Origin of the sequence: Mammaliicoccus sp. JADD-157 (assembly GCF_049310805.1) — a bacterium.
Classification (GTDB): domain Bacteria; phylum Bacillota; class Bacilli; order Staphylococcales; family Staphylococcaceae; genus Mammaliicoccus; species Mammaliicoccus lentus.
In genome coordinates, this window is sequence record NZ_JBMOVZ010000002.1 from 455220 (window position 1) to 480320 (window position 25101).

The following is a 25101-nucleotide window of genomic DNA, read 5'->3' on the forward strand; positions in this document are numbered from 1 at the left end:
AATTTACGCCGTAGGGATGTTATGACGGTATATTCCATTTTCGAGAATGTAAATCGAGAATATCTTATTACAAAACCGTCTATAATGGGCTATAATCGTAGTATTATGACGAAATGGAGTGACGAGAATGTTATTAATACCGGCGAATAACGGCTTTTGGTACGATCATGGAATCGAGATATTAGCTGCGATTGCTACTTTTGGAGCTGTGGCAGTAGCGTTGGGAACGACATTGTATACCGCAAATAAGGACCGTAAAAATAAGGAAGAATACAATACTAAAACACTTTATATGACTGATTTAAAGACGCTAGAAAACAGAGAAAGGATAAGAGAGGAGTACGTAAAATTAAAGACCAGTGCGCGTAACGTAGTTATGTATAGTGCTACGGATAATACACGATTTAAAAATGAGTTGTTTACGCCATTAGATTTACGCAAACATCCTAATGTCCAAAAGGATGCGAAAGAATTAAAAAGGAAACACTCGTACCTTAAGTACGATAAATTAAATAAGTTAAATAACCGGAATCTAGAAATACTCGAAAATATACTCTATAGCTACTACACTAACTTAGATTTTGATGGCATAAGAATAGTTGAGTCGAAAATCAATTTATCATACAAACTAAGAGATATACTGAATAAACTAGAAGTATACCCCTCCAAAGAAATCTTAAATCGAAGCCATAATTTTGACGAGGCGAGAATTAAACGGGTATACATAGCATTGGACTATTTTACTGAATTAGAAAATATTCTTCTACAACTATCTGAAAAGATAACTTCCGACAATCTTTCCAACAAATATAAACAGTATATAGAAACAGATAATAAGGAGGATAAAAACAATGAATTGGCAGACATTTTTTAGCGATATAGCACCCTCGTGGCTAACTGCACTAGGTACTATCGGAGCTGTATTCGCAGCTGTAGGACAGATGATTTGGTATAACTGGCAGAAACAACAAGAGGACAAAGACCGCAGTGCTAACGCTAGAAAGTTTATCGACTCATTATTGACAGAACACAAAGAACATTTCTGTGAATGTAGTAATTTTGCGTATACAGCAGACGAAGAAAACTTAATAAGTAACGGTAATATCCAAGACCTAATTCGTATTTTTAATCGCTACATAGATAATATGCTCCGTGAACATTGCGTGGATTATATTGAACATATGAAATTCAGTATCGGCAGTGTCGGTATACAAACAGATAGTCATACTATTGAAGAGTTATCCGTAAGACTGGAGAAAGTTAACACTGTATACTCCACATTAAAATCGTTGAGTACTTTAGAATATAAACACAATAACGGAAAAATCACTGATCATATGCTCGAGTCTCTATTCAGAAACGGATTAATAAAAATCGACACCGCTTTACATATTCTCAAACAAGATTTAACCGATAAAGATGAAGAATAATCAATTTCGCCCTAGTTACCGTTTGATTTCCGTCTATAAATTCGATATAATCGATTTAAAGTCGCCTTTAAACGATAGTTAGGGCGTTATTTTATGCAACGAATTGTATTTACGACAATTCTACAACGAATTAATGCTAAAACGAGTGTAATTCAGTTATAATTGTCGATATAAATGCATAATCGAAGTGTATTTAATCGAAATTATACAATTACGGCATTGTTACAACGAAGTAATCTACCGAAGTTAGTTACATTACGGCTAAATTTAGTTACGGAGTGTGTCTATCGGCTGTGATTTACCGTATTTTTCTACCGAGTTGTCTCATTCGTCTAATATTCGACCGTATATTGAGTACCGAGTTGTGAAAATTGGCGGAAAAATTCGTGTATCAGGCGACCCAGCTCGAGAATGACCGCCGCCCCCTTCCGCCTTGTATGCGAATGTATAAAGATACAGGGATTACTTCCGATAACATGCATTATGTAAACTAAATTACGGAATGAAATACCGTTGTTATGCGATTTATCTATTTTATCGTACCTATTCTAATATACATCGTTTATACATTGGCGTTGTTACACCGTTTGTGATACTTCGCGTCATCATCGCTTGTACATCGAATGTATATTACTTCGAAGTAGTCTAATCGTTCAGACCTTCGGTTTTTAGTTGCCGTCATCCATAGACGATTGACCTAACCAATCGCAACTGTACACGAACACATACACGATTCATCATACGCAATCATACATACACGACACACTACAACGCTACACATACGATACATACTACTTCGTTACACCTACAACGCTACACTACAACGTCACACAGCAGCACATACACACGATACATTATACTTCGTTCTAATCCATCGGCTCACATACAACGCTACACACACTATCGCTATACACCTACACCGTTATTACCTACCATCGATACACACCACACCTACACCGTCACACACTAGCGTACACATACAACGCTATTGAACCGTAAACCGATATACACCGCAAGGAACCTACACCGTGCCGATACCCTACCGCATGCCCTAGCCGTATACACCCGTCATATAGGCACGCCTATCATGTACCCGTTGTTACGTGGCGCATACTACACACCGTTACATTACACCGCTAATACATAAGCGTTATAGCTGCATACATCAATAAACGGTATTTAAACGACCGTAAACGAACGATAGCCATTATAGGTATAAAGTATCGTCTAATATAAACACGGCTTAGTAAACGGCATTTAAACGGCGTATATGCATACGTTCATATAAACACGGGATTAAATGGCGGGAGATATCCGGAGTATATAAACGGGAGTATTAGAACGGGCGTAATGCCGGAGGATTAAACGGGAGATATAAACGCGGGTATTAATCACAGATGTTAAACCGGATCCATTTATAATTTAATTCAAAATAAAAATTCGGATCCATTTTTTAAATTTTAAAATCAAAACGAATCGGATCCATTTATAAATTACGAATAGATATTCCGTTTAACTAATCATAAATATCAATCACGGTAGATAACTAAACGACAAAAAAGAACAGCGGTTTGTTATGCCGATGTTCTTTGCGTTTTAGTTTATGTATAATACGTCTAATGATAAGTTTAGAAACAACGCTATTACACAAAAGAAAACCGCCTATCAATAACGATTGGGCGGTCTGTCTATTCTGTTAAAATTATGATTTTATATTAAAATATTCCATGTTCTCTTTTATACTGAATATGTTCATCAAGTGGTAATGGTCTATATATATATCTTTATAGTTCGGATTAGGTCTGTAAAATTTAAGTATATTGTCTTTATTTATAAAATAACATTCTACGATTGCTCCATTGCTTAAAGCCATTATTTTTTCACAATCATTAGGAATTTCATCAAGTGAACAAAATGAATTATCTTGAATAAGAATATCATTTTCATAAAAAACCGTATATTCATTTTCATTAATATAATTGTAATCAATGCCCAACTTTTCACAAAAATTATTAAATTGATTTTCATTGTAAAAACTTGCAAAGTTAAAAAAACCAATTCCTGATTCAATTTCATATTTATATTTATTATGCTTTTTAAATTTTTCGGGTAATTTGTCAAAATCTTTAACCATTCTAATTTTCATTTTATATACCACCTTTTTATTTTGTGATCAATTCAATCGCATTTTTAATTTCTACATCATAGTTATTACTTAATATATCTATTTCAATTTGCGGTTCATAAAATACGCCTTTTATTTGTCCGTTTTCTTCACAAAAGAAGTTAAATATAACGTGTTCATGGTTATAATTTATTTTGTCTAATCTGTCAAAGATAGGTTGGATAAATTCATTAAACAAATCAAAATATAATTCGTGTGTTTGTTCGTTGTCATGTTCTTCAATCTCGTTATATCCACTAAAGTCTAAATAGTTTAATTTCAATTCTTTAAATTTATTGATTAAGTTTACTTGTTTAATAGTCATTTTCATTTTTATTACCGCCTTTTAGTTTTTTAGTTTATCGTTTGAATATCCGTTATAAAATCTCCGTTATATATTACCTTGTAGCTTTGACCGGCTTTGAACTCGCCGTTTGATTCGTATACTTCGTAACGCTCACTTGCTGATAAATTGCGCTTATCCTCATCGTGCCTATGAATCGTTATTTCTTTTGTGTTCTTGCCTACTCCGTAGCTGATAAATTGCGATTGCGTTTTAATCTGCAATTGGTCCGGCTTTGATAAGCCGTTAAAGTCTAACGCGTTAATATCATGCTTTGATACACCGCTAATAGTTATAGCCGCAAGGGTTGCCGATATGATTAATTTCTTCACTTCGTCACACCTCCACTATTCGTAATCGTTGTTACTTCGTCAATGTATGCCACGTTGTCTGGAGTTGCTACGTTGATATAAACCAACGCAAGGACAACCGCGACGATTACAAGCGTTATTAAAATACGTTTAAATTCCGTTTGCATCATGCTAAAACCTCCGTTTAAATTCCGTTTATTTGAAGTTAGTAACTCCGGACAACGCGCGAATAATCGCGCGCTGATACGCAATAACTAATATTCGTTGTAACGGTCGCTTTAATCGATATTTTATCTTGTTTAGATTTGAACAATAATTACTGAATAATGATCCGATCTGTTACCAACTTTGTTAGTGTCTATAACTTCAATATATTGATTTATTAGATATTCAAAACCGATTTTTTCAACGTCTAAAAAGTTTTTAACTTCTTGATCTAATTCGCTATAGCTTAAAACGTCTAACTCTTCTAGCAAATAATAACCATAACTCTCTAACGCATTACAATTTTCATTTGAATGTTCTGTAAAAATTGTGTAACTTTCTAATTCTTCTATTATTTCATCTTGTGTTAAGTTGTCATATTGTTTTAAATGTGACGCCCTATCATATAATGAATTTCTTATAAAATCTTTATCACTATCAAAAACATTATATTCATTGCCAATTGTGTTACTTACAATATCCTCAATCGTTTTACTTAATACCGCTATTTCGTTTACTTCTTCAATGTTGCTATATTCTGAAATACCTTTTAAATACTCATAATCAGTTATAAAATATTCCTCGTATTCTACACCGTCAACACCAATGTTTAATAATGCTTGCTTAAATTCTTCATTTGTACATGGTACATTTAACCATTGCCCAACCAATGCGCCCTCGTTGTATTTGCCTAGATTAGTTAAGTAAATAGCTGCCTGATAATTTTCTACATTGTTTGTCATAATAAATTCCTCCGTTTAAATTCCGTTTTTTATTTGTGATTCGTTGATACTATGCAACGTTGCCAACTTTACCGTGTACACCGTTTAAATTCCGTTTTATTATTAGTGTATAAGTAAGTCGCGTTGGTAACGGCTTGATGCAATCATAACGCATATCGTTTTAATCTGTCAACGCTTATTTTTATGATTCGTTTAAATATTTTACGCTTGCGATTCGTTCGCACGTTTCAAGGCTTAATCTGTCAATGTATCGTTCGCCGTTTTTCAAGCGCGTTAATGTACTTCTTGAGACTCCGCTTAATTGCTCCAGCTTGTAGGCGGTTAAAGTATCGTCAGATAAGACCGATTCAACGTCAGCGCGCAGCTGTTCATACGGTAGATGTTCCATCCGCGTTCCTCCTTGTTAAGTTGTGCCTTAACCTTAACGCATAACGTTTTAATCTGTCAACGTTTTTCAGCATATTTTATCGATTTATTTTGCCAACCTTTAAAAAATGGGCGCGCGTATTTTAACCGATACAATACGGATTATCAAGATAAATCTTTATACATTTTTAACACTACTGGACAACCATTGTTGATAGACAGTTTCGGTTAGTCTTGAACAGTTGACCTTTTAGCAACCCGCTTCAACCGCTGCTCCTATAACGTATTAGGCACTTGCAGCATGCACTACGCGCGTGCGTCATGCGATAACGTATTAGGCGATTGTGACATGCACTGGGTGCGCACGATCATACGCGCGATAACGTAAAAGGAACTTACGGCATGCACTATACGGGCGCGACGTGATTTCGATAATACACTATAATAAATGACCGTTAGTCCTATATAGGATTGACGGTCTTTATCGATTGTAAGACTCCGAATAAGATTCAAACGTAGTTAATCCAACGTTATAAAGTATATACAGTGCATTTATCGGAATGGATCATGACTGCATGTTACCGTTTATCTACCGTCTTGTATCTTATGAATGTATGCGTATATGAACGTGGTTAAGGATAATTAGTATCGAATAACTCTTCGTTTATTCTATTCCGAAATTATCTAGTACGGATTGATAAACGCTAATATATTTAATTGCGACTAGGTAAAACCGAATGATGGCTAAACCATACTGTAATAGCTTTTAACAGCAGGTATATAGTTGACATTTTACCGTTTGTAACGTATCATATAAGTACGTTTAAGTTCCGTTTACTTATTCGTTTAGTATCATTTTAGTTTATCGGTAAGGTGCGTCCGTTTGAGTAGCTACTACAGACTCTTCCGTTGAGACATTCGTAGTAGTATACTTTTAGCACCTTTTACGGGATCCGTTTACCCGTACCGTTTAAAATCCGTTTAGACCTTACGATTCCGTTCGTGAGGTCTTTTTTGATGCCGTTATTTACCAGCGTCATAAATAAACCGGAGATAAGTTCTCCTTATATAATAGAAAACAGACGTCCCCCTCCGATCCCCCTCTGCTATACCATCGATTGTAAACTGATAAATAAACGCGACAATAAGACGTGTATATAAACGGACATATCCCCGCCCTTCACTTTCATAAATAAATGCCGAGATACTTCCTGTACATAAACGGAAAGGGACGCCCCCTTCAATATCGAAATAAAAAGGACAGTAAGTCTGCGATATATAATCGCCTACCTACCGCCCCTTAAATTATACGCCTTTATTATTGTCCGTTTGATATTCGTTTGTACGCCATTTCTTTACGTTTAAAGCCTCTTCAATACCTAATCTATTCGTTCTAGTCTTTGGCGCTCTTGATACTCCGTTAGTATCGTAATGCTCTGCAAACTCTATCGATGTTTCTTTCGAATGTCTTTGACGTTGTTGATACTCTGATAAATACGGGTACTTATCTGTGAAGTATGAAGATCGTTTACCATCGTCAGTACCGCGATACAATAGATACTCCGTAATTGTCTCTTTGTGTTCATTCGGAATAACTAATCCCGTCATTTTATAATACCATTGTTCGACAATAGTGGCGTTGCTGACCCGAATTTCATCAGACACTGCTACCGAATCTATGGAACGGCACAACCACAGTACATTAACGATACTCTCTAACTCGTTATTTACATCTAATTTACACATACGCTACCTCCTTTACTTTGTCCGTAACCTAACGTCTTTTATGTCGTAATATTGATCCGATAATTTATTTGTTATCTTAACGAGTGTCCGACGAATAACCGATTCTATTCCACGTCTTGTGTACCCATGTAGAGTCGCCATTTCTTCTATCGTCATGTATTCGATGTAATAATTCGTTAAAAACAAGCGTTCTTGTGCTAACAGTTCAGCGTCAGTAAAGGCATCGTTTATATCCACCCATACTTCGACATGAGATGGATCGCCAGTCTGAACATGCGTCATGAACTCGTGATAATTCTCGAAAAACCTCCGAACTACTTCCGGTGTATAATCTCTAACCCTTGTCTCCGTCACTTTACCACTACTTTCCGTTTGAATTTCGTTTCATACCGTGCTATAATATTCTTAATTAACTTATTCTAGGAGGTACTCGTATGAGTAAACCGAAAACGTCTAACCCGTCACTAAACAAAGAACTCGAAAAACAAGATAGACAAGACGAAAGCCCTAAAAGTGACTGGCGAAATAGATTACCCGAAGGTTTTGAACCGGTATACCAGTACAGTCGCCCATTTATCACTTTCGACGCTAAGCATAACCGATTCTACCTTTCTTCCGGATTATTTAAAGATACCGGATTACGTAAAGGCACTCATATAGCTATGGCGTATAATAAAATCGATGATACTATCATGTTCATTACTAGCGGTGGAACTATGCTAATCGATAAAAAATCTTATATCACTAGCAGTGACTTCGCCGAGAAGACTGGATTCAAGTCCGGTCAACACAAATACGAATACATTCCCGAAGAATCTAACGACGAATTTAAACTATTCCGACGTATCAAAGACGATCAATAGTCTTCTTCGACCCACCATTTAAGTACAATGCCGGTTTCAGTATCTACGTAATACTGAATATCCGGCTTTTCTTTTGCAGAATATAATCCAACGACTTGTATCTCATCGAAACCGACCTCATCGCCATTCCAATCTGACAGCCAGTGGTCGTTATTATAATCCCGTTTGTCTCCAACGTGCATAAGCGATTCACTCATTATTGCCATCCTCTAAATGGTCGATAGCAAAGTTAAGGTACGCCACTGCTTTCTTTAAATCGATGGTGTGATCGTCATGTTTAAACGGCGCTCTACTGATATACTTCGTAGCTGTCCCAACGCAATGTGCCACAAACGAATCATCATAGCCGCTCACTACTTCTTTAATAAGATCAATCGTTTCAATGTTTCCGCTATTGTAATGGCTAGGGTTATTAACGATGTCTTCGGTAGTCTCTTCGATGTATTGTTGCGCAACTTCTCTCGATGTAAAATCTAACGACGACGCAGTGATACCGAATGAGTGAGCCGTTTTATTAGCTATTGCTGTAGGATCGTATACCGCTAAATCGTTATCGTACAATTCCGGATAACCTAACGCTACTGCGAGGTCTTGTCGGTATGATTCGAGTAAAATCGGTAACTTCTTAACCATCGTAAATCTAAAGTCGTTATGACCTATATCCGATAAGCCCTCTCCGTTATACTGTTCGACAAGACCAAGCCTACGGTAATATAACAGGTCTCCTTTTTCCGGTGCAAATGCTACCGTTATATACTCCTCTCCGCCATATTCTATAGTAAAATCGTAAATCTCTTTCGCCTCTTCGTAAGTAAATTTCGTCATATAATTTAACCTCCGTTTAATTAATTACGTTCATCGCGTCTAATATCGGTGTGTGTGTGTGTGTGGATTAAATTCTATTAAAGCGGATGGGAATGGAGCCGGTGCATTACCGTCGACAAACTTAACACGTCCTTTAATCAGCGTAATCTTTGCCGACTTCATGCAGTAATCGTGCCAATACCTCGTATCAGTACGAGAAGGAATTAACGCAACTACAGTTGCACCTTTCTGCGATTCTTCATACGCTTTCTTAATCCAATCTTTAATTGACCTGCCATACGGTGGATTCATAAATACAGTATCGTTCGACCAGTCTTGCGCTAAGCCATCGTCCTTTTCCGTAAAGTATTTCGTACACTTAGCGTTTGTCCCATCACTACATGGATCTAGCGTAAATTTGTATATCCTGTTTAAATGGTCGAATAAGTTTTGTGGCGTGGACCACTCGTTTGTTTCGCTGCTGAAATGCACCGTTAGATTTGTCATATAATACCTCCGTTTAAATTCCGTTTAATAATGGGTAATCTCTTAAAATAAGTTTTTCTTGTCAATCTCTTCAAATACAATTTGTCTTGGAAGAATATTCGATGTTACATAGACTGAACTAAAAGGAGGATTCTTACTAGGTTTTTGCTCTGCGTAGTCTTTAAAGTAATCTACTCTCCTGTTTAAGTACATTATCTCGAATCTATTATCTCTAAACATTTCAAATCGTTTTTGAGATTCAAATAATCCTACTACACCGAGTAGCATGGCGAATGGTTTTCCACTTTTGAACAACTCATTGAGAACCTCTGTCTTTAATGAGTATGGAGGATTAGACACAATAGCGTCAACTCCGTCTACAATATCTGATTCTATGAGAGTGAAGAAGTCTCCTTCTGACTCTATGTGTGTTGACACTACAATGAAACCTCTCTGTCGTAATATCCTTACATATAAGCTATCTTCCGTATCAAAAGGACACCAAATTTTTTTAAAGTCGTTTTGTTTTAGATACTTAATTATCGGCTCAATTGCATATCTGGGCGTGTAAAACTCATCGTTTCTACTACTAGCTACTTGATCCATTTTCATCTAGTACAACCTCCGTTTAAATTCCGTTTTATTTACTACTACTACTACTCTCGGCTAGGTCGGCTACGCCAACCCTACCGAATAGTTACTGATTAACGCTTACCAATCATTTCTAAACGTTCTAATACTTCGTACCAACTGATAAAGCCTTCTCCGTTAGTTAGCTCGAGACAAACGCCGTACAAAAATTGGTTCGTACTATACTCGAATCGATCCGGATGATCCGGTATATGTCCGTTACCTTGTCGAATATCTGAACAGTAGCAAAGTACCGGCTTGTTCAATATCGCAAATTGCTGATCGCGTAATGCATCTTCTTCATCGTTTAAATATCCTTCGCTCAATTCTATCTCCTTTAACTCATCGACGACCTTTTGCGCTTGATGTTTCATGCCTAATACGATACCCATTTCAGCGATTGTTCCTAGTCCTTCGTTCAATACATCGAATACAAATACGTCTGACTCTTGCATCGCTTTAAAGTCGTTAGCAAGTATTCGTTCTGCAAGTCCCGTTTGTTCAGCGTTAGACTTATCGTTGATTGACGTGTCGTCTGCTGGGTTATACGCTCTAATTCCGTCGATGTCATTCATTTGTTTCGTTTGTTTACTACGGTATTCTACTAAACCTTGCGAAAGCATTGCGCCACCGTTATATACCACTTTATCTTTGCCGCTATATCTAGGCGCTTTCATATCAATCGTGAATAGATCGTCCGGTCCTATGCCGATAAGTCCGCTAACTTGTTCTTCAAGTAACGCATAATGTCCGTTAGTGTTTTTTACTTTAACTGTTTTCGGCGTAGTTAGCGTAACCAAGTCTCCGTGTGAATTGTAGATATGGTGTACCGTAATCACGTCTCCGTTCGTTAACTCGTCAATGCGAGCGAAGTCAGTTGAAGGTGTGGTATCGTCTGATTGTTCTACCTCGTCTACAAACTCGAATCTGTCTCCGAGATCCTCCGAGAAATATCTCATTCCCTCGATTTCCGGTTCAAAATTGAATGTCCTTCTACCGATAGGTCTCGAACCAACATACGTAACTTTTACTGTCGGAGTATGCCCTTCGTCCAGTATATTATCATATTCACGTGCCGGATCAGTCAATCTAGTCAATATAACCTTATCGCCAACTTCTACCGTTCTACCATCTTTAATTTTAACCATTCCGTTATACCTCCGTTTAGTTATTTGAGTATCGTTCTTTGTAACGTTCTTTTACACATCCGTACAAATCGAGTATTGAGAATATAATCAATACCGTAATAAAATTATCGATTAAGAATATCGTAGGTATTAACTCGCCATCAAATATCGATGTCTTAATAGCTAATACGAATACAACAATTGCTGTTAGCTCTGCGTTACGCAGTATCTTCGGTAGATTCATCGCGTATTCTCCTTTATTCTTGTTATCAAAGCGTCCATTTCAGCCGGTTTATAACCAGTTATTCGAGCTGCTACGACTCCGTTTTCATCTAACGCTATGATTGCCGGTACTGACATTGCTCCGTACATTGAGGCGATAGTCATTCCACTTTCTGTTTCTACGTCATAAATCTCGTGGTTAATACCGTCTAATTTACCGTTTAAATGTCGTTCAACCATTCCACAAGGCATACAATCGGGTTTCTTTAATAGTAATAATTTCATTCGTTCTAATCCTCCGTTTTGTTTATTCGGTATGACTACCGTACAATTACTTATACCGATGAAATGCCCTTAACGGACACTTTATCGATAATTTATTTAAATATTACTTTTCGATGAGATTAATCCCACGATAATTCATCAGCTTTAGTCGATACAACGCCTCTAAACGACTTTGTAAGTTCGATAACTTCGCAATAAGGTTCGTCCTTAAAATGATTTATATACGGTACAAACCCACTCTTAGATGGATCCGGTAAGTCAGACTGTAGATCGTGTCCGATTACAACGATTTTACAGTTGTCATGCGCTCTAGTTAATATCTTCTTAAGTTCTCCGCGAGTCATATTCTGTGCCTCGTCGATAATAAGAAACTGTCGCTCTATATTTGTACCGCGCAAGAATGTATGCGACTTAGCCGTTACCCACTGCTTGTCTTTCGGAATCTCTTCGCTAATAATTGCGTTAGCTGGAAACTCGTTAATCTTTAGTAAAGCGTCAACCAACGGCGCTAAATATTCTCGTTCCTTTTCTTCTTGTGTTCCCGGTCTATGTCCTAACGAACGCTCTTGCACTGGCGAGAATACATACGTTAAGTTCATTCCTTGCGATTCGTTTAAATATTTCGCCAATGCTACGGCAACGGTTGTTTTACCACTACCAGCCCTAGCATTAACGAATACAATCTTGTTATTAAGTATCGCATTAATATAATCTTCTTGCTCTTCGGTCATTAATTCTCTTAATCCGTACAATTGAATGTCCTCATGCAAAGTCGCCATCTTCAATTCCGCCTTTCGTCTCTACGTGGTAGTTACCGATATAATCTATCTTAGAACCTCTTACGCATATTTCGTTACCGGAAGTATTCGCAAATCTAATTAGCTCTATTCCGAGTTGATACTGATTGAGTAAATCGTGGTAATCATCGACATACATTTCTTGATATGCCGGTACAACTCCTTGCCATATCTCTACATTCGTTACTAATGGTTCGATCATGCGTTCTACCTCCTATCCGTATAACTACGGTAAATATTTTACTACCAACACTAACGCCTTTAGTACGACCGTAATAGCAACAACGACTATTAAATCGTATGTCACTATGCCTCTTAATCGCTGCTTACGGCTCTTGTCTTTGACGATAAAACTCTCTACGAATAAGTACATCGTAATAGACGCCGTGTATAGCCATAACGCTATTACAAGACCGATAACTGTAAACGATATTGTTATCATATGTTCTTCCTCCTAAATTAAAATGGAAATCGCTAAAGCTATCGCACAGAATAGTGCTACAATGATAAGCGTTAACAATCTGATAATATCTCCTTTTAATAAGTATCGAATGTCTTTGTATTCATCCTTGAAGTACATTCGGACTACTGTACACAATTCCATTAAAAAACTTCCGACTGCAATAGCGTATAAAATCACAAATACCATCATCCATGCGTCTTGCATTGAATCATCCTCCTAAATTCCGTCATTAACCATTTTAGATTTAACGTCAAAGTCCTCGTCTTCTAACGGCTCTATCACTTTCGCTAACTCGTAGCCGTCTCCTTTTGTAGAAAAGAAGTCGTGGTTCCCAGTCGAAGTATCTAGCGCGTTCTCAACTATCGGATTAAAAGCTACATCCGTATACAAAGCGTCGAAACCTAGATTCATTAATGCTTTATTAGCGTTATACCTAACGAACTTTAAAACATCATCAGTAAGTCCGATATTATCGTATAGGTAATGCGTGTATTGTTCTTCCGCTACCATGATATGCTCAAGTAGTCGATAAACTTCATTTCGGCAAGCTACTTTATCTTCTGCCGTCATTTCAGCGTATAGGTCTTGTGCATCTAATCCGACGGCAACTCCGTGAATAGACTCGTCGATCAGAATCTTGCGGATTATTTCTCCCGACGCTACCATCGAACCTTGTCCTCGTAATAATAACGGGTAATAAAAACCACTATAGAATTGGAACGATTCAAGAAATACGCTGGCAGCTCTCGCCATATATCTATCGCGTAATAATCCCGACTTTAATCGATGATATTGAGTTTCAGTAATGCCGTATTTCTTAGCGAAATGCTCGTTGTTACCAACCCAATCCGATAATAGATAATCAGTTTCTTTCGTTGAAGTTAAAGTCGTGAAAATAGTCGAATACGACTTCGCATGCATATGCTCAATAAATGCCATATAGGAATAAACGGCTTTCTTCTTCAAGTCTTCCGTATCTAATAATATTAACGGCATAGCTTGATCTCCTTGTAGCGTATCTAGCGCAGTTAGCCCGGCAAGAATACGTTTGTAGGTAAGCTGTTCATCCACCGATAATTTCTCCCATGATTTTAAATCTCTCGATACTTTAAACTCGGTGTCCGTCCACATTTGCGCTATGTTCTGATGCCATAAGACGTTCCAAATGTTTTCGGGTGTGTTCCAGTTAATTGCTTGTACGTTAGTCAAATTCCGTCATCCTCTCTCGTTTATCTAGTCAACCGATATTGTGTATTCGCCTACCTCTAATGGAATCTCCATCATCGCGATGTCTTCGGCTTGACTCATTGCATCTTCTTCGTTTTCAGCCGTAACTGTTTGTTCAATGACTCCGTGATATTCTATCGTTACTGTATACTCTTCCATATGATTACCTCCGTTTAATTTCCGTTTTATACTGCGCAGCTAGTACACTCTTCGATACTTAATAGTTTATTACGAGTGTAGTATAGCGATTTTAATCCTTTAGCATGTGCGTAAATGTAATACGATGCCAACTCACGTGTAGAAGTATCGCTAGTTACATATAATATAGTCGATACACCTTGATCCACATGTCGTTGTACTACTGATACTAAGTCGATAAGTCTGTACTGATTAATGTTAAACGCTGACTTATAGAACCATAATGATTGCGGCGTTAAGAACGGCATAGGATAGTACGTCTCACTATCTCCATATGTTCTACGCTCTATCACATCGACAATAGGACTTATCGCACTCGTAGCGTTCTGTACGTATGAAATACTTTGAGTAGGTGCGATAGCGTTCAGATATGCGTTGTATAATCCATTTTGCATGACAATTAATCTTAACGCAATCCATTGCTGCTTGTTTGGAATATGAAATTCGTATTCAGCTAGTAAGTCACGAATTTTATCCGTTTTAGCAGTCGGTGTGTTCTCGATATAGCTATCGAAGTATGATCCGTCAGCATAGCTAGATTTATCGAAATCTTTAAACGTTTCATTTTTCTCGCTCGCTATCTTAGAAGACGCTAATAAGCTATGATACCTTAGCGTTGCAAAGAATACGTTAGCAAAATCTCGAGCCTCTGTGCTTTCATACGATATACCATTCTTCGCTAAAAAGCCGTGTAAATTCATTGCGCCTAATCCTACCGAATGTAATTCGCCGTTAGCTTTCTTAACGCCAGGTGCATTAGCGATAGATGTCATATCGGAAACCGATGTTAACGATCTTATAGCCGACTCTACGTACTCTGTAAATTTTACTCCGTTCTCTACCGCATTAACGATATTGATTGAACCTAAGTTACATGAAATATCGCGGTTAATCTCGTCCTCCACACCGTAATCGTTAATCGTAGAAGTTTCTTGCAGCTGGAAAATTTCTGTGCATAGATTCGACATTTTAACCTCGCCGATATTACTTAACGGATGCTGTGCGTTAGCATTATCCTTAAACATCACATACGGATAGCCGCTTTCTTTTTGCGTCTTAGCCACAGTTTCAAGATATTCTCGTGCATTAATCGACTTCTTACGTACAGTTGAATCGTTAACTAACTCTTCGTATACTTCGGAGATATTAACATCGCCTAACTCTTCGCCAGTAACACGCTTAACATCTAGCGGATCAAACATATACATCGTTTCGTTTCTTTCGGCAATTTCAAAGAATAACGACGGTACTGTAAGTCCAATAGACACTGTCGATAACCTAACGTCTTCGTCCGCGTTTACTTTCTTCGAATCTAGTATCTCTAACGAATCCATATGGAATACGTTAATGTATACGGCAGCTGCTCCAGGTCTTTGCCCCAACTGATCCGCGTAACTTACGCCAGATTGTATCGATTTAGCTACCGGTAAAGCACCTTTCGCCACTCCCTCGATACCTTTTATTGAACTTCCACGCGATCTAATATTCGATAAATCAACTGCAACTCCGCCGCCTAGTTTCGATAACTGTTTCGTAGTGCTTTCAGTGTAGTTAATACCGTTCAAGCTATCTTCGGTAGATAATAAGAAACACGATACTAGCTCTCCACGTCTTGAACGTCCGGCGTTCATGAATGTCGGTGTAGCCGGTTGATATACTTGGTTGTACATCGACCAATAGTTTTTAACGGCTTGCTCTTGGTCTCCTTGCGCTAAATATAAAGCTACGATAAATATATGTTGCTCATAATTCTCGAGATAAGTTTTACCGTCATTAGTTTTCGCTACATAGTTCGAATAGAATTTAGTCGCAGCCATATATGATTTAAACTCAAACGGCTCATCTACTTCGGCATTTACAGTGCGCTTTAATAATCCTTTAAGGACTTTATTACCACCGTATTGTTCGAATAAATCATAGTAAAAGTCGTTATCAACCATCCAGTGTAATCGTTCAATCTCGCTGGCGAACTTTTTCGTCTTACTTTTCACTTCTTCGATAAAAACATCTTTCGCTTGTATATCTTTCTCTAAATCATAGAAACCAGTGTCAGTTCGACGTGTTACTTGGTTGTTTAATTCGATATGTGTTTTCGTCTTACCCATTTAAATTACCTCCGTTATCTATTTCTTCGTCTAAATAAACGACGTTAATATAAAGATCGTATAAATCGACATTTTTCGAAGAGTTAATAAATTCGATAGCCTTCCCGACATCAGACGTTAAATACTTCGTTTCGAACCCGTGTTCTTCGTAGATTGTTTCCGGACCGCAACATTCGCATGACTCGACCCAATCTTCCGAATACAATCGTTCTTGCACTGCGTATAAGAATGGACGATCAGCTACCGGTACTAACTCTATTTCATCGTAATACACGTCTAGTTCCATCCCGTCTTTCGTTAGAATCAATTCAGTCTCGCCGTCCCTTAACACCTCTATATCTTCTAGCGTCCACTCTTTACGCTCTACCATTTCGGCGATATTTTCCGAAGGTACTCGCGCTAACTCGCTATCCCATAACCTAGCCGTGTCTCTCACGTAATCTACTTTCACTTGTAACATATCGTTCAACTCACTTTCGTTTAGTATACTCCGTTATAAAATCAATTAAATATGATGTTCCTACGACACATAATGTTACGGTAAAGGTAATCGATAAGTTAAATTGCGTTAATAATAACGTCCCAATGAACGCTACAACAATCGATACTATTCTCTCCATGCCTTACCACTCGCTATTCCTTCGTTTATGCGTCTTACATCGTCGTCAGCACCACGCATCTCTACTTTATCGAGTAATGGTACGCCGTAACTCTCCGATATTATGTCGCCAGCTTTAGCGAAGTTACTACCCCAGTTACGATTACCAAAACTGATTACACCGCGCATGTTCGATCCGTTATCCACTAACCACGAGCCTACCTCATCGGGAACTTGCCCGAAAAAGTAAGTCGGTGTAAGTAAGATAAACGATTCATTGACACTTGGTTTCTCCATAATGTCGATGGACTCTACGTCTAATTTTTCGACAAACGACCTCGTGTTGCCACTCATCGAATAAAACGCTACCTTAATCTTTGTCATCTAAAGCACCCTCTAACGCTCTATCCACTGCGTCTGAATACGCTAGTTGCTTTACACGCATTATTACTCGTCGTAAACCGTCATAGGATAACAACGTGACAAAACTCCATCCAATCGATACTACGTAGTCATAATCGCTAAAGAATAAGAATAGCGCGTAAAATACCGCCCATTTGAATAGCTGCCACGCTACGAGAATAATCGACCACTTGACGTAATCCACCGAAGTTATACTTACGTTTATTTCCCTCACTCGACTTCCTCCTTTACCTTAGCAACAATACCTTCTCGCTCTAACCACGCCGTTATACACGCTATAGCGTCTCCAATATCGTCGTTATATTTACCTCTTACCGTGTAAAGTCCGTTTACTTCTCCGAACCTTTTTACGACTGCCTGTCCTACGATTGATTTATCGTTACCTTTAACGCCTAACATGTCACGCGCCCACTTTTTGATTGACGCATTATGGAAGTCGTGTAACTCATAACGCCAACACATTTTCTGTTCATACGCTCCATGCGTTTTTAATACGGGCATAGCTGTCGAAGTTCTGCCAACGACTGAGCCTTCTTTTACGATAACCTCCGGTCTATACTGCATAGCTAGAAATTCTATCGATGTAGTCGTGTAGTGAATACGTTCATGCTCCGTTTGTTTAGGATCGGTTTTAATCAATCCTTTATCTAGTATCGAAACAACACCGTCAATGACTTCGACAATCGCATACCCCGTTTTAGCAAACGATAAATCTAATCCCATATAAACCGTCATTCACTTTCGCCTCCTTTGTCTATCTTCACGAACCTTAAAACGATTACTTTATCCGACTTCGAGTACCACATCGCTAGTGTATTTTCGTCAATTTGTTTCTGTTTAAGTCCCGTTAACAATCCTTTTAACATACTAAGGATTCCTTGCGCTGTTTAATATCGTCTAAAGCGTTTTGCATAGATCGTTTCATCCACGCCATACTATTCGATGGCTTAAACAGTGACAAATGTACTTCTAGCGAATCAATCTCATCGTCGGTAATCGTCTTAGCAATTGCAGATTTAAAATCGTTAAATTGCCACTTAGCAAGTTCCGGTAATGGTGGCTTGCCTTCGTCGACACTCTTGCGAATACTAGCGAAATACTCAAACGCCGAATCTCTCATGTTTTGCGTAACATGTACGTCAAATGCTCGAACGTCCGGACATTTCGCTAACGCCTCATCATCTGCAAACCACTTCGGTTTAGCAGCGTTCACATATACGATAATCGCATTTTCAACGCCGTACATTTCTGAATAGCACGTGACCTGTTTAACGTGTGGTTCTTTCGGTTCTTGCATCTGTGTGTAATTCGTTTTAGAAGGAGTTTCTTGTTTCGATTTAATCTCAAGTAGAACTTTCTCGCCTGTTTCAGTATCGATTAATATTCCATCGGTAGTACCATTAAGGTTAAATATCTGCCCGTCTTGTTCGACTTCATGCGATACATACGCGAAATCTTCCATTAATGGATATCCGTCCTCTGTTTTAGCAAACACAAATCGAGGTTTCTTTCCCGTAAACTTTTCGAAATGTCGTTCCATTAATAGAACTTCCCACTGTAACCAATCTCCGATAGCCGTACCTAATGCTGTCACTCTTCGTTGGTGTGGTTTCCAGTCGCGTTCATCTCGTTTATACAAAGGGTAACCACGATCATTACGCAGTGCTTTCGTGTATAACTCACGTTTACATTTAGTCGATGCTGACGGCGCGAAATATGGTTTCGACCAATCTACATTCTTACCTTTTCGTAGGTACTTAGCCAATCCTTCCGCCATATGAATGTGTAAGTCATCGTCGTATGGCTCCGGATAAGTATGGAACTCGTTAAGCTGATCTAGGAACGCTTGCGCTAATGACATACTATTCAACCTCCGATTCATGTTCGACATACTGTTCTGCAATAGTTGACGCCGTACTTAGCAATTCTCTTGCTTGATCGTGTTTCACTAAGAACGCAGCTAATGCTATTACACTTGCTTTAACTCTAGCATGCTCTTCTCCTTCTACATCCGCTAAGAACAATGCGAAGTTTTCTTCGTCCTCGCTATTCAATCTCGCCTCTACCTCGTCAAAAAAGTTATCGATTAAATGTTCCATGATAATTGTCCTCCTTCGTTTTCAGATACCTTTTTATCTTCTGCATTGTAACCTGTACTACCAAAGCCGTTACTACCACGTTCTTTAATGTCGTTAAAGTTATCTACGACTTTTGCTTTCGGTGTTACCACCGGCGTTAAAACAAGCTGGGCTATCTTATCGCCTTTGAATACGTGAGTAGCATTCGTTCTAGTTTCTTCATTAGAAATGTTGTCGACGATAACTCCGATATTACCGTTATAAGATTGATCAACCGTCCCTAATTGCACACGTAATTTCGTTACACTTGTAACACCCGAACGTGGTCTGACTTGCGCCTCAAAACCTACTGGAATGTTTACCGCAATATCCGTTTTAATTACGACAGTTTCTCCAGCTTTTATTCGAACGCTTTCGGCTGCGTATAAATCAAGTCCACTATCAGTTTCATAGGAACGAGTCGGTACAATAGCGTTATCGCTTAATAGCATAATTTCAATTTCGTTTAAAATATTCTCCAAAGGAATCTCTCCGTTTCGTTTTAGTTTATACTCCGTTTAATCACTACCAGCGATATTAAACCGCGTGATAATGATAGTTAGTTTGTGCCGATTTCTTCAAGTGCAAGTCCCCAACGCTAATGTCAAGCTCGTCCATTGCGTCAGTTAATTCCGTTTCAATTATTTCGATATTCTCTGATCGAACAATCAGCTCGTTATCGTTAGTCTCAATGTCGGATGGACTAAATCTAATCTGAATGTACCCAACACCATCAATATAGTGTCCGTACTTTACAACATCTGTAAACAAGTCCATAAGCTCATGCTTGTCGTTAATAACAGATATAGTTTTACCATTATCGTCATTAACAAGGTCAAGCGTAATATCGTATTTCTGTCCCTCTGTGTTTAGAATATTCAAGTCAGCAATTGCCTCTGCGAATGTCAGTCCAAGTGATAACTCAAAAGCAATAGCACGTAAGCAATCGTAGTTCATCGGAACTCTGTTTGCGAATCTTACTACGCTATCAATCTCGCCATAATACTCTGACGGTAACTTGTCCTTTAAGTATTCGGTAATTTCTTCTCGACCTAAGTAACCGAATCTAATGTGGTAGTGGAACCTACCTGGACGATTAATCATGAACTCGTTTACTCGACGCAAGTTGTTGACCGTAATCACAAATAGCTTTTTCTTTTGCGATACACCGTCAAGTAGACCGAGTAAATTCTCTTGCGGTTCAATGCCGTCCTTTCGGTCATCAAACATCTTCTCGAACTCGTCGAATAACACGAGAACTTCTTGATCGATGCTTTCGATATAATCAGCGATACCCGGATAAGCCTTCTTAACGATGATTACCGGTAAGTCGCTGTCTGCACAACGCTCGGCTAATAGCTGGGCGAATATTGACTTGCCGACACCTTTATCGCCACTAAGAATAATGCCTAAGCTACGATTTAGTATCTCGAAAGTCTTTAACGCTTTGCTAACTTTAACCTCGTGATTACCATAAATCTTCGGTTCCTTTTGAACGAAGTTGTTAATCTTCGAAAGTGAGAACCCGTTCATTGGATTGAACTCAACCGTATAGGTTCCTTTCGGTAATTGGTCGAACGTTTTAAGATCGTTTGGATAAATTTCGTACTTGCTGCCGTAGTTAATAACTTTCATAATTAAATGCCCTCATTTCGTTTGATTTTAGGATATTAACAACTCCTACTTACTAATACCGTTCACTTGGTCTTTTCGGACACTTAAAATCGATTTAATTTAATCTTTTTGTGCGAACCAGTCTTCCGGTGTCATACCTTCGCCCCACACTCGCATAATTTCTAAGTCCGTTTTATTATCCACGTTGTCGCCCCATTTGTACGACTCGACCATTACACGCTCTATGTCCTTCGTTTCTTCACGCGTTATTGTTTCGGGTACTTCGACCAATATTTCATCATGAACGGTACACCATAAGCGCCATCCATCACGCTGACTACATAATTCATGTAGCTTAATTAACGTAACCTTCGTTTGAATAGCTGACGCACCTTGTACGCAAGCATTTGGCGCTTGTCTTAACGCTTTACTTACTAACGAATTATGCTTGCGTTCTTTCTCGTACGCTGGATCGTTGTACTTGCCGTATGGTATACCGTACTTACGCATTTTAGCCTCCGGTAATCTTCTCTTACGCTGATCCTTGTCGAGCCATACAAATCCGTTTCTTTGAACGAAATCTTTTGCGTAGTCAATCCACGCTTGTAACTTCGGCATACTCTCGAATAAATCGTCTTGTAACTTCGTCGCCTCCTGTTTCTTAACGCCTAACATTTCGGCTAAAGATACGTTACTCATTCCGTATAATGTCGCTAACCATACAACCTTCATTTGTTTACGCTCTTTTGTATCAGAACCGTCCTCGTTTTTGTATACTTCTTCGTATGGTTTACCGTAGAAGTTACTAGCGATCATAGCATAAGGGTCTTTCCCTTCTTTAAACGCATTAATTAAGACAGGTTCTTGCGATAAATACGCTACGCATCGAATCTCTTGTGCGGAGAAGTCACTTCCGATGATAACCTTGCCTTCGGGTGCTACGAATAGCTTTCTCGATTGCTGGCTCTGATTCTGTAAATTGATTCCGTTACCGCCCGAACTAAATCTCCCCGTCTTTGCGCCGTTCTGATTGAATGACGCATGTAACTTGCCGTCATAATCAGTAATCTGTAATGGTAATTTCGTTATATACGTCGAATACAATTTAACAAGTTCTTTATATCGTAGTAATTGGTCGACAACTACCCATTCTTTCGCTAATGGTTTCAACGTCTTCTTAGCGTCTGTGTTCGGTAATTCCTTGCCGACATATCTCGATAATGTATTCTTTAATTGAACGGAACTATTAATGTTCAACTCTTTCGATACATCGTCTCGTATCTCCATCCAAGTCGGTGTAAGCTGATCGAGTATTTTCTTGTGGAGTTCGTCAATCTCTGCCGATATTTCTTTACCGTATTGTTCAGCAAAGTCTGTGTCGATTACAAAGCCCGTTTTCTCCATTTCGACTACGACTTTAATCAACGGCATTTCCACTTCTTCACAGTATTTCAATATCGACGGAAACTTCGACATGTGTTTCTGTTGAAACTCGTATAACTTGAATGTAATGTCGCCATCTTTAGCTGCGTAACTCAACGCTACTTGTAGGTCGCTTACCTCTCCGAAACCAATCTGTCCGAATAAATCTCCGTACTTATAAGACGGTATATTAAGGAACTTAGATACTAACGGCTTTAACGCATAAGTCATTTCGTTTTCGTTTAACAGCCTCATTGCCTCCATCGTGTCCCATAGCTTTCCTTTTAACGTTATTCCATCACGATCTAACATGTGAAGATCAAAAGAGGCATTATGTGCAATATACAAGACGTCCTCACGTTCGTATACCGGCTTTAACCTAGCCGTTACATAATCATGGTCTAGCTGTTTAGTATCGGTAATGTGTCCTGTTGGTACATAGAAATGTTGATCCGCTTTAGTAGCCGATAACACATGTCCTACGATTCGGTCGCTCCATACATCCGTTCCAGTAGTCTCGACGTCAAATACGATAATATCTTCTTCCATTAATACCGTTACCATGTCGTCCAATTCTTGTTCGGTTAACACTAGATTATAGTTACTCGGCATGTTCTCAACCATATCGGCAAGTATGCGCTTATTCTCCGCCTCTTTTACGGCTTGATATAATCGCAGAACCTCCGCTTTAGACAACTTTTTACCCTTATCGACTGCTGCTTGTTCTCTACCAATATCTCCGTTTGTTATTGCTTTTTCCACCGCTTGTATTTTACGTAAGTCGGGTTCGGTATTTTTCATACCGTAAATACGAGCGAAAGCGTCAGCGATAGATTCGCCAACGCCCGCTTGCTTACGTTTTTCTATTGCGGTGGATAGCGTTGATTCTGAACCATTGTCGATATTTAATCTGACATTCATCATACGTTATACCTCCGTTTAAATTTCGTTTATTGATCTAGTCTATCTTTCGCTTTGCATACTAACGCCACTTTCGATAGATGATTCTCCATACCTTGTCGGTATAACCTAACATTGGCTGAACCCGGAACCAGTAAGTAAAAAACATCCTTATCGCTAGTAGATGCCACCTCTGCCACATCTCCCGAACAAACTGAATCCCCAGCAAAGTCGGTAATATCGTCAGTCACTACTACGATGTCTCCGTCCTCTAATTCAATGTTGGAATCGTTGATTTTACGGTAGTATTTAATGTAGTCTTTCGTTTCTCGATGAGCGTATGATCCTATATCTCGATCTTCGCCATTCTCATCGCAATACGTTTCATCATTAATCTCGTATAGCTTACCCGCCTCAAACTCTCTTTCACCCGAATTTATATCTTCGCTAAATACGATGAAATCTCCGTCTTGAACTTCTGATTCGTCAATTTCTGTTAATTCGCTGTAATCCATTTCAGATTTAACATCGTCATTAACGAGTTTGATTCCTTTGAAAATATCGAAGTTGTAATCGTATAGGTAGCAACCTGTGTCGTCTTTAACTACTCCGGGACTATGCCCTTCTTCTACGGTATATACCTTACCCGGTGTAAACTTGAACGCCTTTATAGGAGTACTTTCGAAAGTAAACTTATCGCCTACTTTTAATTCTTCCGGACTTATATAATCGCTGTCCTCGTCAAAGTCTTCTAGTAGTTTCACATCGTTCATATCTACGTATTGTATTCCTCCAAACTCGTTCTCAAAAAGTGGCTTATGTGATCCGTCGTCTTCCACTAAAGTTACAATCTCTCCGTATCCGAAATCATGTCCATTATATCCGTTAACAACGATATACTTAGCGCCTTCAACTTTCTTGGCAGAACCCGATAAAGTAACGTCATCAACTGAAACAGGCTCTTCGTCGTTCCAATCATCGATTAAAGTCACAGTCTTTTCTCCAGCGTAACAAGTTTCAGCGACTTCATACGGGAAGTTTTCATCAAAGAGTAATCTGCCTTTTACTACAACGAAGTCTCCCTTTTCGAATATCACATCCTTAGTCGGCACTCCCATAGTCGGTTCTTCCTTAGCCGGTTCTTCGTGAAGTTCAATACTTTCTGCGTACATAACTTGCGTTAATTCGCTTTCAACTTCTTCAACCTCATATATGAATTTATCTTTACTAGCCGAAAGTCTGATATCTACTATAGTTCCGATATTGCCTTTTTCGAAAGCATGCCCAACTGGAGCAGTCTTACCGTCATCCAAAATTATAACTTTATCTCCGACTCTAAACTCCGGATTATTAGTGCTAGATAATAAGCTAGATTGAGCGATACTCGCGTAAGGTGTAGCCGGTTCTTCCGATTCTACAGGCGCGTTTCCGCCTACTTCTTGGATTGCTAAAAATTCTTCGATAGTGTCAACTACGATAGTTCCTTCGTTGTTTTCGATTCTGATTGCCATAA

The 25101-nt window shown here is 38.7% G+C and carries 36 protein-coding genes; 3 read left to right on the forward strand and 33 right to left on the reverse strand.

Features of this window, described 5'->3' with window-relative positions; all coding sequences use genetic code 11:
* Positions 1-127 precede the first annotated feature (127 nt).
* Both ACO6VN_RS08795 and ACO6VN_RS08800 read left to right on the forward strand, forming a co-directional pair.
* Positions 128-874, forward strand: coding sequence for a hypothetical protein (locus ACO6VN_RS08795; RefSeq protein WP_422404505.1), 747 nt, complete (start codon positions 128-130; stop codon positions 872-874).
* Positions 852-1430 carry a hypothetical protein gene (locus tag ACO6VN_RS08800; RefSeq protein ID WP_422404506.1) on the forward strand — a complete coding sequence of 193 codons (579 nt, stop codon included), beginning with the start codon at positions 852-854 and terminating at the stop codon, positions 1428-1430. The genes ACO6VN_RS08795 and ACO6VN_RS08800 overlap by 23 nt, the downstream gene beginning before the upstream one ends.
* A 1702-nt stretch (positions 1431-3132) precedes the next feature.
* Here ACO6VN_RS08800 and ACO6VN_RS08805 read toward each other — a convergent pair.
* The 8 genes from ACO6VN_RS08805 to ACO6VN_RS08840 all read right to left on the reverse strand — a co-directional run bounded on the left by ACO6VN_RS08805 (position 3133) and on the right by ACO6VN_RS08840 (position 7661).
* The gene (locus tag ACO6VN_RS08805; protein WP_422404507.1) at positions 3133-3576 is read right to left on the reverse strand and encodes a hypothetical protein; all 444 of its coding nucleotides are present in this window, start codon (positions 3574-3576) and stop codon (positions 3133-3135) included.
* Between the two features lie 16 nt (positions 3577-3592).
* On the reverse strand, positions 3593-3925 hold the full coding sequence (locus tag ACO6VN_RS08810; RefSeq protein WP_422404508.1) for a hypothetical protein: 333 nt from the start codon (positions 3923-3925) through the stop codon (positions 3593-3595).
* A gap of 23 nt (positions 3926-3948) precedes the next feature.
* Positions 3949-4269 carry a hypothetical protein gene (locus ACO6VN_RS08815; protein ID WP_422404509.1) on the reverse strand — a complete coding sequence of 107 codons (321 nt, stop codon included), beginning with the start codon at positions 4267-4269 and terminating at the stop codon, positions 3949-3951.
* Entirely contained in the window at positions 4266-4418 is a 153-nt protein-coding gene (locus ACO6VN_RS08820; RefSeq protein WP_422404510.1) for a hypothetical protein, read from the reverse strand. Before ACO6VN_RS08820 ends, ACO6VN_RS08815 begins: the two co-directional genes overlap by 4 nt.
* Before the next feature lie 129 nt (positions 4419-4547).
* Entirely contained in the window at positions 4548-5195 is a 648-nt protein-coding gene (locus ACO6VN_RS08825) for an antirestriction protein ArdA (RefSeq protein ID WP_422404511.1), read from the reverse strand.
* Between the two features lie 181 nt (positions 5196-5376).
* The gene (locus tag ACO6VN_RS08830; protein ID WP_422404512.1) at positions 5377-5583 is read right to left on the reverse strand and encodes a helix-turn-helix domain-containing protein; all 207 of its coding nucleotides are present in this window, start codon (positions 5581-5583) and stop codon (positions 5377-5379) included.
* Between the two features lie 1283 nt (positions 5584-6866).
* The gene (locus ACO6VN_RS08835) at positions 6867-7226 is read right to left on the reverse strand and encodes a hypothetical protein (protein ID WP_422404513.1); all 360 of its coding nucleotides are present in this window, start codon (positions 7224-7226) and stop codon (positions 6867-6869) included.
* A gap of 93 nt (positions 7227-7319) precedes the next feature.
* Complete coding sequence (locus tag ACO6VN_RS08840) at positions 7320-7661, reverse strand: hypothetical protein (RefSeq protein WP_422404514.1); 342 nt, start codon at positions 7659-7661, stop codon at positions 7320-7322.
* An 80-nt stretch (positions 7662-7741) separates the two neighbouring features.
* Between ACO6VN_RS08840 and ACO6VN_RS08845 the strand changes: the two genes are divergently transcribed.
* Complete coding sequence (locus ACO6VN_RS08845; RefSeq protein WP_422404515.1) at positions 7742-8170, forward strand: hypothetical protein; 429 nt, start codon at positions 7742-7744, stop codon at positions 8168-8170.
* Here ACO6VN_RS08845 and ACO6VN_RS08850 read toward each other — a convergent pair.
* The 25 genes from ACO6VN_RS08850 to ACO6VN_RS08970 form a co-directional block, all read right to left on the reverse strand.
* Entirely contained in the window at positions 8164-8367 is a 204-nt protein-coding gene (locus ACO6VN_RS08850; RefSeq protein ID WP_422404516.1) for a hypothetical protein, read from the reverse strand. The two genes, ACO6VN_RS08845 and ACO6VN_RS08850, sit on opposite strands and share 7 nt — an antisense overlap.
* Positions 8360-8995 (reverse strand): DUF3310 domain-containing protein, encoded by a 636-nt coding sequence (locus tag ACO6VN_RS08855; protein WP_422404517.1) that lies wholly within the window; start codon positions 8993-8995, stop codon positions 8360-8362. The genes ACO6VN_RS08850 and ACO6VN_RS08855 overlap by 8 nt, the downstream gene beginning before the upstream one ends.
* Before the next feature lie 39 nt (positions 8996-9034).
* Entirely contained in the window at positions 9035-9481 is a 447-nt protein-coding gene (locus ACO6VN_RS08860; RefSeq protein ID WP_422404518.1) for a DNA N-6-adenine-methyltransferase, read from the reverse strand.
* A 42-nt stretch (positions 9482-9523) separates the two neighbouring features.
* Entirely contained in the window at positions 9524-10072 is a 549-nt protein-coding gene (locus ACO6VN_RS08865; protein WP_422404519.1) for a hypothetical protein, read from the reverse strand.
* A 92-nt stretch (positions 10073-10164) separates the two neighbouring features.
* Positions 10165-11238 (reverse strand): hypothetical protein, encoded by a 1074-nt coding sequence (locus ACO6VN_RS08870; RefSeq protein WP_422404520.1) that lies wholly within the window; start codon positions 11236-11238, stop codon positions 10165-10167.
* Between the two features lie 16 nt (positions 11239-11254).
* Positions 11255-11461, reverse strand: a complete 207-nt coding sequence (locus ACO6VN_RS08875) for a hypothetical protein (protein ID WP_422404521.1) — start codon at positions 11459-11461, stop codon at positions 11255-11257.
* Positions 11458-11724, reverse strand: coding sequence for a thioredoxin (locus ACO6VN_RS08880; protein WP_422404522.1), 267 nt, complete (start codon positions 11722-11724; stop codon positions 11458-11460). Before ACO6VN_RS08880 ends, ACO6VN_RS08875 begins: the two co-directional genes overlap by 4 nt.
* 119 nt (positions 11725-11843) lie before the next feature.
* The gene (locus ACO6VN_RS08885) at positions 11844-12503 is read right to left on the reverse strand and encodes a PhoH family protein (RefSeq protein ID WP_422404523.1); all 660 of its coding nucleotides are present in this window, start codon (positions 12501-12503) and stop codon (positions 11844-11846) included.
* Positions 12487-12723, reverse strand: a complete 237-nt coding sequence (locus ACO6VN_RS08890; RefSeq protein ID WP_422404524.1) for a hypothetical protein — start codon at positions 12721-12723, stop codon at positions 12487-12489. Before ACO6VN_RS08890 ends, ACO6VN_RS08885 begins: the two co-directional genes overlap by 17 nt.
* Before the next feature lie 24 nt (positions 12724-12747).
* Entirely contained in the window at positions 12748-12963 is a 216-nt protein-coding gene (locus tag ACO6VN_RS08895) for a hypothetical protein (RefSeq protein ID WP_422404525.1), read from the reverse strand.
* A gap of 12 nt (positions 12964-12975) precedes the next feature.
* Complete coding sequence (locus tag ACO6VN_RS08900) at positions 12976-13188, reverse strand: hypothetical protein (protein ID WP_422404526.1); 213 nt, start codon at positions 13186-13188, stop codon at positions 12976-12978.
* A 12-nt stretch (positions 13189-13200) separates the two neighbouring features.
* Entirely contained in the window at positions 13201-14193 is a 993-nt protein-coding gene (nrdF, locus tag ACO6VN_RS08905) for a class 1b ribonucleoside-diphosphate reductase subunit beta (RefSeq protein ID WP_422404527.1), read from the reverse strand.
* A gap of 24 nt (positions 14194-14217) precedes the next feature.
* Positions 14218-14370, reverse strand: coding sequence for a hypothetical protein (locus ACO6VN_RS08910; RefSeq protein WP_422404528.1), 153 nt, complete (start codon positions 14368-14370; stop codon positions 14218-14220).
* Positions 14371-14396: 26 nt separating this feature from the next.
* Complete coding sequence (gene nrdE / locus ACO6VN_RS08915) at positions 14397-16514, reverse strand: class 1b ribonucleoside-diphosphate reductase subunit alpha (protein WP_422404529.1); 2118 nt, start codon at positions 16512-16514, stop codon at positions 14397-14399.
* The gene (locus tag ACO6VN_RS08920; protein WP_422404530.1) at positions 16507-16974 is read right to left on the reverse strand and encodes a hypothetical protein; all 468 of its coding nucleotides are present in this window, start codon (positions 16972-16974) and stop codon (positions 16507-16509) included. The genes nrdE and ACO6VN_RS08920 overlap by 8 nt, the downstream gene beginning before the upstream one ends.
* 147 nt (positions 16975-17121) lie before the next feature.
* The gene (gene nrdI, locus ACO6VN_RS08925) at positions 17122-17496 is read right to left on the reverse strand and encodes a class Ib ribonucleoside-diphosphate reductase assembly flavoprotein NrdI (protein ID WP_422404531.1); all 375 of its coding nucleotides are present in this window, start codon (positions 17494-17496) and stop codon (positions 17122-17124) included.
* Positions 17483-17749 carry a hypothetical protein gene (locus tag ACO6VN_RS08930; protein ID WP_422404532.1) on the reverse strand — a complete coding sequence of 89 codons (267 nt, stop codon included), beginning with the start codon at positions 17747-17749 and terminating at the stop codon, positions 17483-17485. The genes nrdI and ACO6VN_RS08930 overlap by 14 nt, the downstream gene beginning before the upstream one ends.
* Positions 17746-18270, reverse strand: a complete 525-nt coding sequence (locus ACO6VN_RS08935; RefSeq protein ID WP_422404533.1) for a crossover junction endodeoxyribonuclease RuvC — start codon at positions 18268-18270, stop codon at positions 17746-17748. Before ACO6VN_RS08935 ends, ACO6VN_RS08930 begins: the two co-directional genes overlap by 4 nt.
* A complete protein-coding gene (locus tag ACO6VN_RS08940) occupies positions 18267-18401 on the reverse strand; it encodes a hypothetical protein (RefSeq protein WP_422404534.1) in 135 nt (44 codons plus the stop codon). Before ACO6VN_RS08940 ends, ACO6VN_RS08935 begins: the two co-directional genes overlap by 4 nt.
* Entirely contained in the window at positions 18395-19396 is a 1002-nt protein-coding gene (locus ACO6VN_RS08945) for a hypothetical protein (RefSeq protein WP_422404535.1), read from the reverse strand. The genes ACO6VN_RS08940 and ACO6VN_RS08945 overlap by 7 nt, the downstream gene beginning before the upstream one ends.
* A 1-nt stretch (position 19397) precedes the next feature.
* A complete protein-coding gene (locus tag ACO6VN_RS08950; RefSeq protein ID WP_422404536.1) occupies positions 19398-19634 on the reverse strand; it encodes a hypothetical protein in 237 nt (78 codons plus the stop codon).
* The gene (gene dut / locus ACO6VN_RS08955) at positions 19622-20125 is read right to left on the reverse strand and encodes a dUTP diphosphatase (protein ID WP_422404570.1); all 504 of its coding nucleotides are present in this window, start codon (positions 20123-20125) and stop codon (positions 19622-19624) included. Before dut ends, ACO6VN_RS08950 begins: the two co-directional genes overlap by 13 nt.
* 64 nt (positions 20126-20189) lie before the next feature.
* Entirely contained in the window at positions 20190-21287 is a 1098-nt protein-coding gene (locus ACO6VN_RS08960) for an AAA family ATPase (protein ID WP_422404537.1), read from the reverse strand.
* A 99-nt stretch (positions 21288-21386) separates the two neighbouring features.
* The gene (locus tag ACO6VN_RS08965; protein ID WP_422404538.1) at positions 21387-23300 is read right to left on the reverse strand and encodes a DNA polymerase; all 1914 of its coding nucleotides are present in this window, start codon (positions 23298-23300) and stop codon (positions 21387-21389) included.
* A gap of 338 nt (positions 23301-23638) precedes the next feature.
* Positions 23639-25099, reverse strand: a complete 1461-nt coding sequence (locus tag ACO6VN_RS08970) for a hypothetical protein (protein ID WP_422404539.1) — start codon at positions 25097-25099, stop codon at positions 23639-23641.
* Positions 25100-25101 lie beyond the last annotated feature (2 nt).

Excerpts from the sequence above, each read along its gene's own strand:
- ACO6VN_RS08830 (WP_422404512.1), bottom strand. The coding sequence starts at position 5,583 with ATGGAACATCTACCGTATGAACAGCTGCGCGCTGACGTTGAATCGGTC.
- ACO6VN_RS08825 (WP_422404511.1), bottom strand. The coding sequence starts at position 5,195 with ATGACAAACAATGTAGAAAATTATCAGGCAGCTATTTACTTAACTAAT.
- ACO6VN_RS08845 (WP_422404515.1), top strand. The coding sequence starts at position 7,742 with ATGAGTAAACCGAAAACGTCTAACCCGTCACTAAACAAAGAACTCGAA.
- ACO6VN_RS08820 (WP_422404510.1), bottom strand. The coding sequence starts at position 4,418 with ATGATGCAAACGGAATTTAAACGTATTTTAATAACGCTTGTAATCGTC.
- ACO6VN_RS08920 (WP_422404530.1), bottom strand. The coding sequence starts at position 16,974 with ATGTTACAAGTGAAAGTAGATTACGTGAGAGACACGGCTAGGTTATGG.
- ACO6VN_RS08810 (WP_422404508.1), bottom strand. The coding sequence starts at position 3,925 with ATGAAAATGACTATTAAACAAGTAAACTTAATCAATAAATTTAAAGAA.
- ACO6VN_RS08795 (WP_422404505.1), top strand. The coding sequence starts at position 128 with ATGTTATTAATACCGGCGAATAACGGCTTTTGGTACGATCATGGAATC.
- ACO6VN_RS08865 (WP_422404519.1), bottom strand. The coding sequence starts at position 10,072 with ATGAAAATGGATCAAGTAGCTAGTAGTAGAAACGATGAGTTTTACACG.
- ACO6VN_RS08860 (WP_422404518.1), bottom strand. The coding sequence starts at position 9,481 with ATGACAAATCTAACGGTGCATTTCAGCAGCGAAACAAACGAGTGGTCC.
- ACO6VN_RS08885 (WP_422404523.1), bottom strand. The coding sequence starts at position 12,503 with ATGGCGACTTTGCATGAGGACATTCAATTGTACGGATTAAGAGAATTA.
- ACO6VN_RS08875 (WP_422404521.1), bottom strand. The coding sequence starts at position 11,461 with ATGAATCTACCGAAGATACTGCGTAACGCAGAGCTAACAGCAATTGTT.
- ACO6VN_RS08880 (WP_422404522.1), bottom strand. The coding sequence starts at position 11,724 with ATGAAATTATTACTATTAAAGAAACCCGATTGTATGCCTTGTGGAATG.
- ACO6VN_RS08950 (WP_422404536.1), bottom strand. The coding sequence starts at position 19,634 with ATGGAACATTTAATCGATAACTTTTTTGACGAGGTAGAGGCGAGATTG.
- ACO6VN_RS08895 (WP_422404525.1), bottom strand. The coding sequence starts at position 12,963 with ATGATAACAATATCGTTTACAGTTATCGGTCTTGTAATAGCGTTATGG.
- ACO6VN_RS08805 (WP_422404507.1), bottom strand. The coding sequence starts at position 3,576 with ATGAAAATTAGAATGGTTAAAGATTTTGACAAATTACCCGAAAAATTT.
- ACO6VN_RS08900 (WP_422404526.1), bottom strand. The coding sequence starts at position 13,188 with ATGCAAGACGCATGGATGATGGTATTTGTGATTTTATACGCTATTGCA.
- ACO6VN_RS08850 (WP_422404516.1), bottom strand. The coding sequence starts at position 8,367 with ATGAGTGAATCGCTTATGCACGTTGGAGACAAACGGGATTATAATAAC.
- ACO6VN_RS08800 (WP_422404506.1), top strand. The coding sequence starts at position 852 with ATGAATTGGCAGACATTTTTTAGCGATATAGCACCCTCGTGGCTAACT.
- ACO6VN_RS08855 (WP_422404517.1), bottom strand. The coding sequence starts at position 8,995 with ATGACGAAATTTACTTACGAAGAGGCGAAAGAGATTTACGATTTTACT.
- ACO6VN_RS08940 (WP_422404534.1), bottom strand. The coding sequence starts at position 18,401 with ATGTTAAAAGGATTGTTAACGGGACTTAAACAGAAACAAATTGACGAA.
- ACO6VN_RS08890 (WP_422404524.1), bottom strand. The coding sequence starts at position 12,723 with ATGATCGAACCATTAGTAACGAATGTAGAGATATGGCAAGGAGTTGTA.
- ACO6VN_RS08910 (WP_422404528.1), bottom strand. The coding sequence starts at position 14,370 with ATGGAAGAGTATACAGTAACGATAGAATATCACGGAGTCATTGAACAA.
- ACO6VN_RS08870 (WP_422404520.1), bottom strand. The coding sequence starts at position 11,238 with ATGGTTAAAATTAAAGATGGTAGAACGGTAGAAGTTGGCGATAAGGTT.
- ACO6VN_RS08960 (WP_422404537.1), bottom strand. The coding sequence starts at position 21,287 with ATGAAAGTTATTAACTACGGCAGCAAGTACGAAATTTATCCAAACGAT.
- ACO6VN_RS08945 (WP_422404535.1), bottom strand. The coding sequence starts at position 19,396 with ATGTCATTAGCGCAAGCGTTCCTAGATCAGCTTAACGAGTTCCATACT.
- ACO6VN_RS08965 (WP_422404538.1), bottom strand. The coding sequence starts at position 23,300 with ATGCCGAGTAACTATAATCTAGTGTTAACCGAACAAGAATTGGACGAC.
- ACO6VN_RS08970 (WP_422404539.1), bottom strand. The coding sequence starts at position 25,099 with ATGGCAATCAGAATCGAAAACAACGAAGGAACTATCGTAGTTGACACT.
- ACO6VN_RS08935 (WP_422404533.1), bottom strand. The coding sequence starts at position 18,270 with ATGACGGTTTATATGGGATTAGATTTATCGTTTGCTAAAACGGGGTAT.
- nrdE (WP_422404529.1), bottom strand. The coding sequence starts at position 16,514 with ATGGGTAAGACGAAAACACATATCGAATTAAACAACCAAGTAACACGT.
- nrdI (WP_422404531.1), bottom strand. The coding sequence starts at position 17,496 with ATGACAAAGATTAAGGTAGCGTTTTATTCGATGAGTGGCAACACGAGG.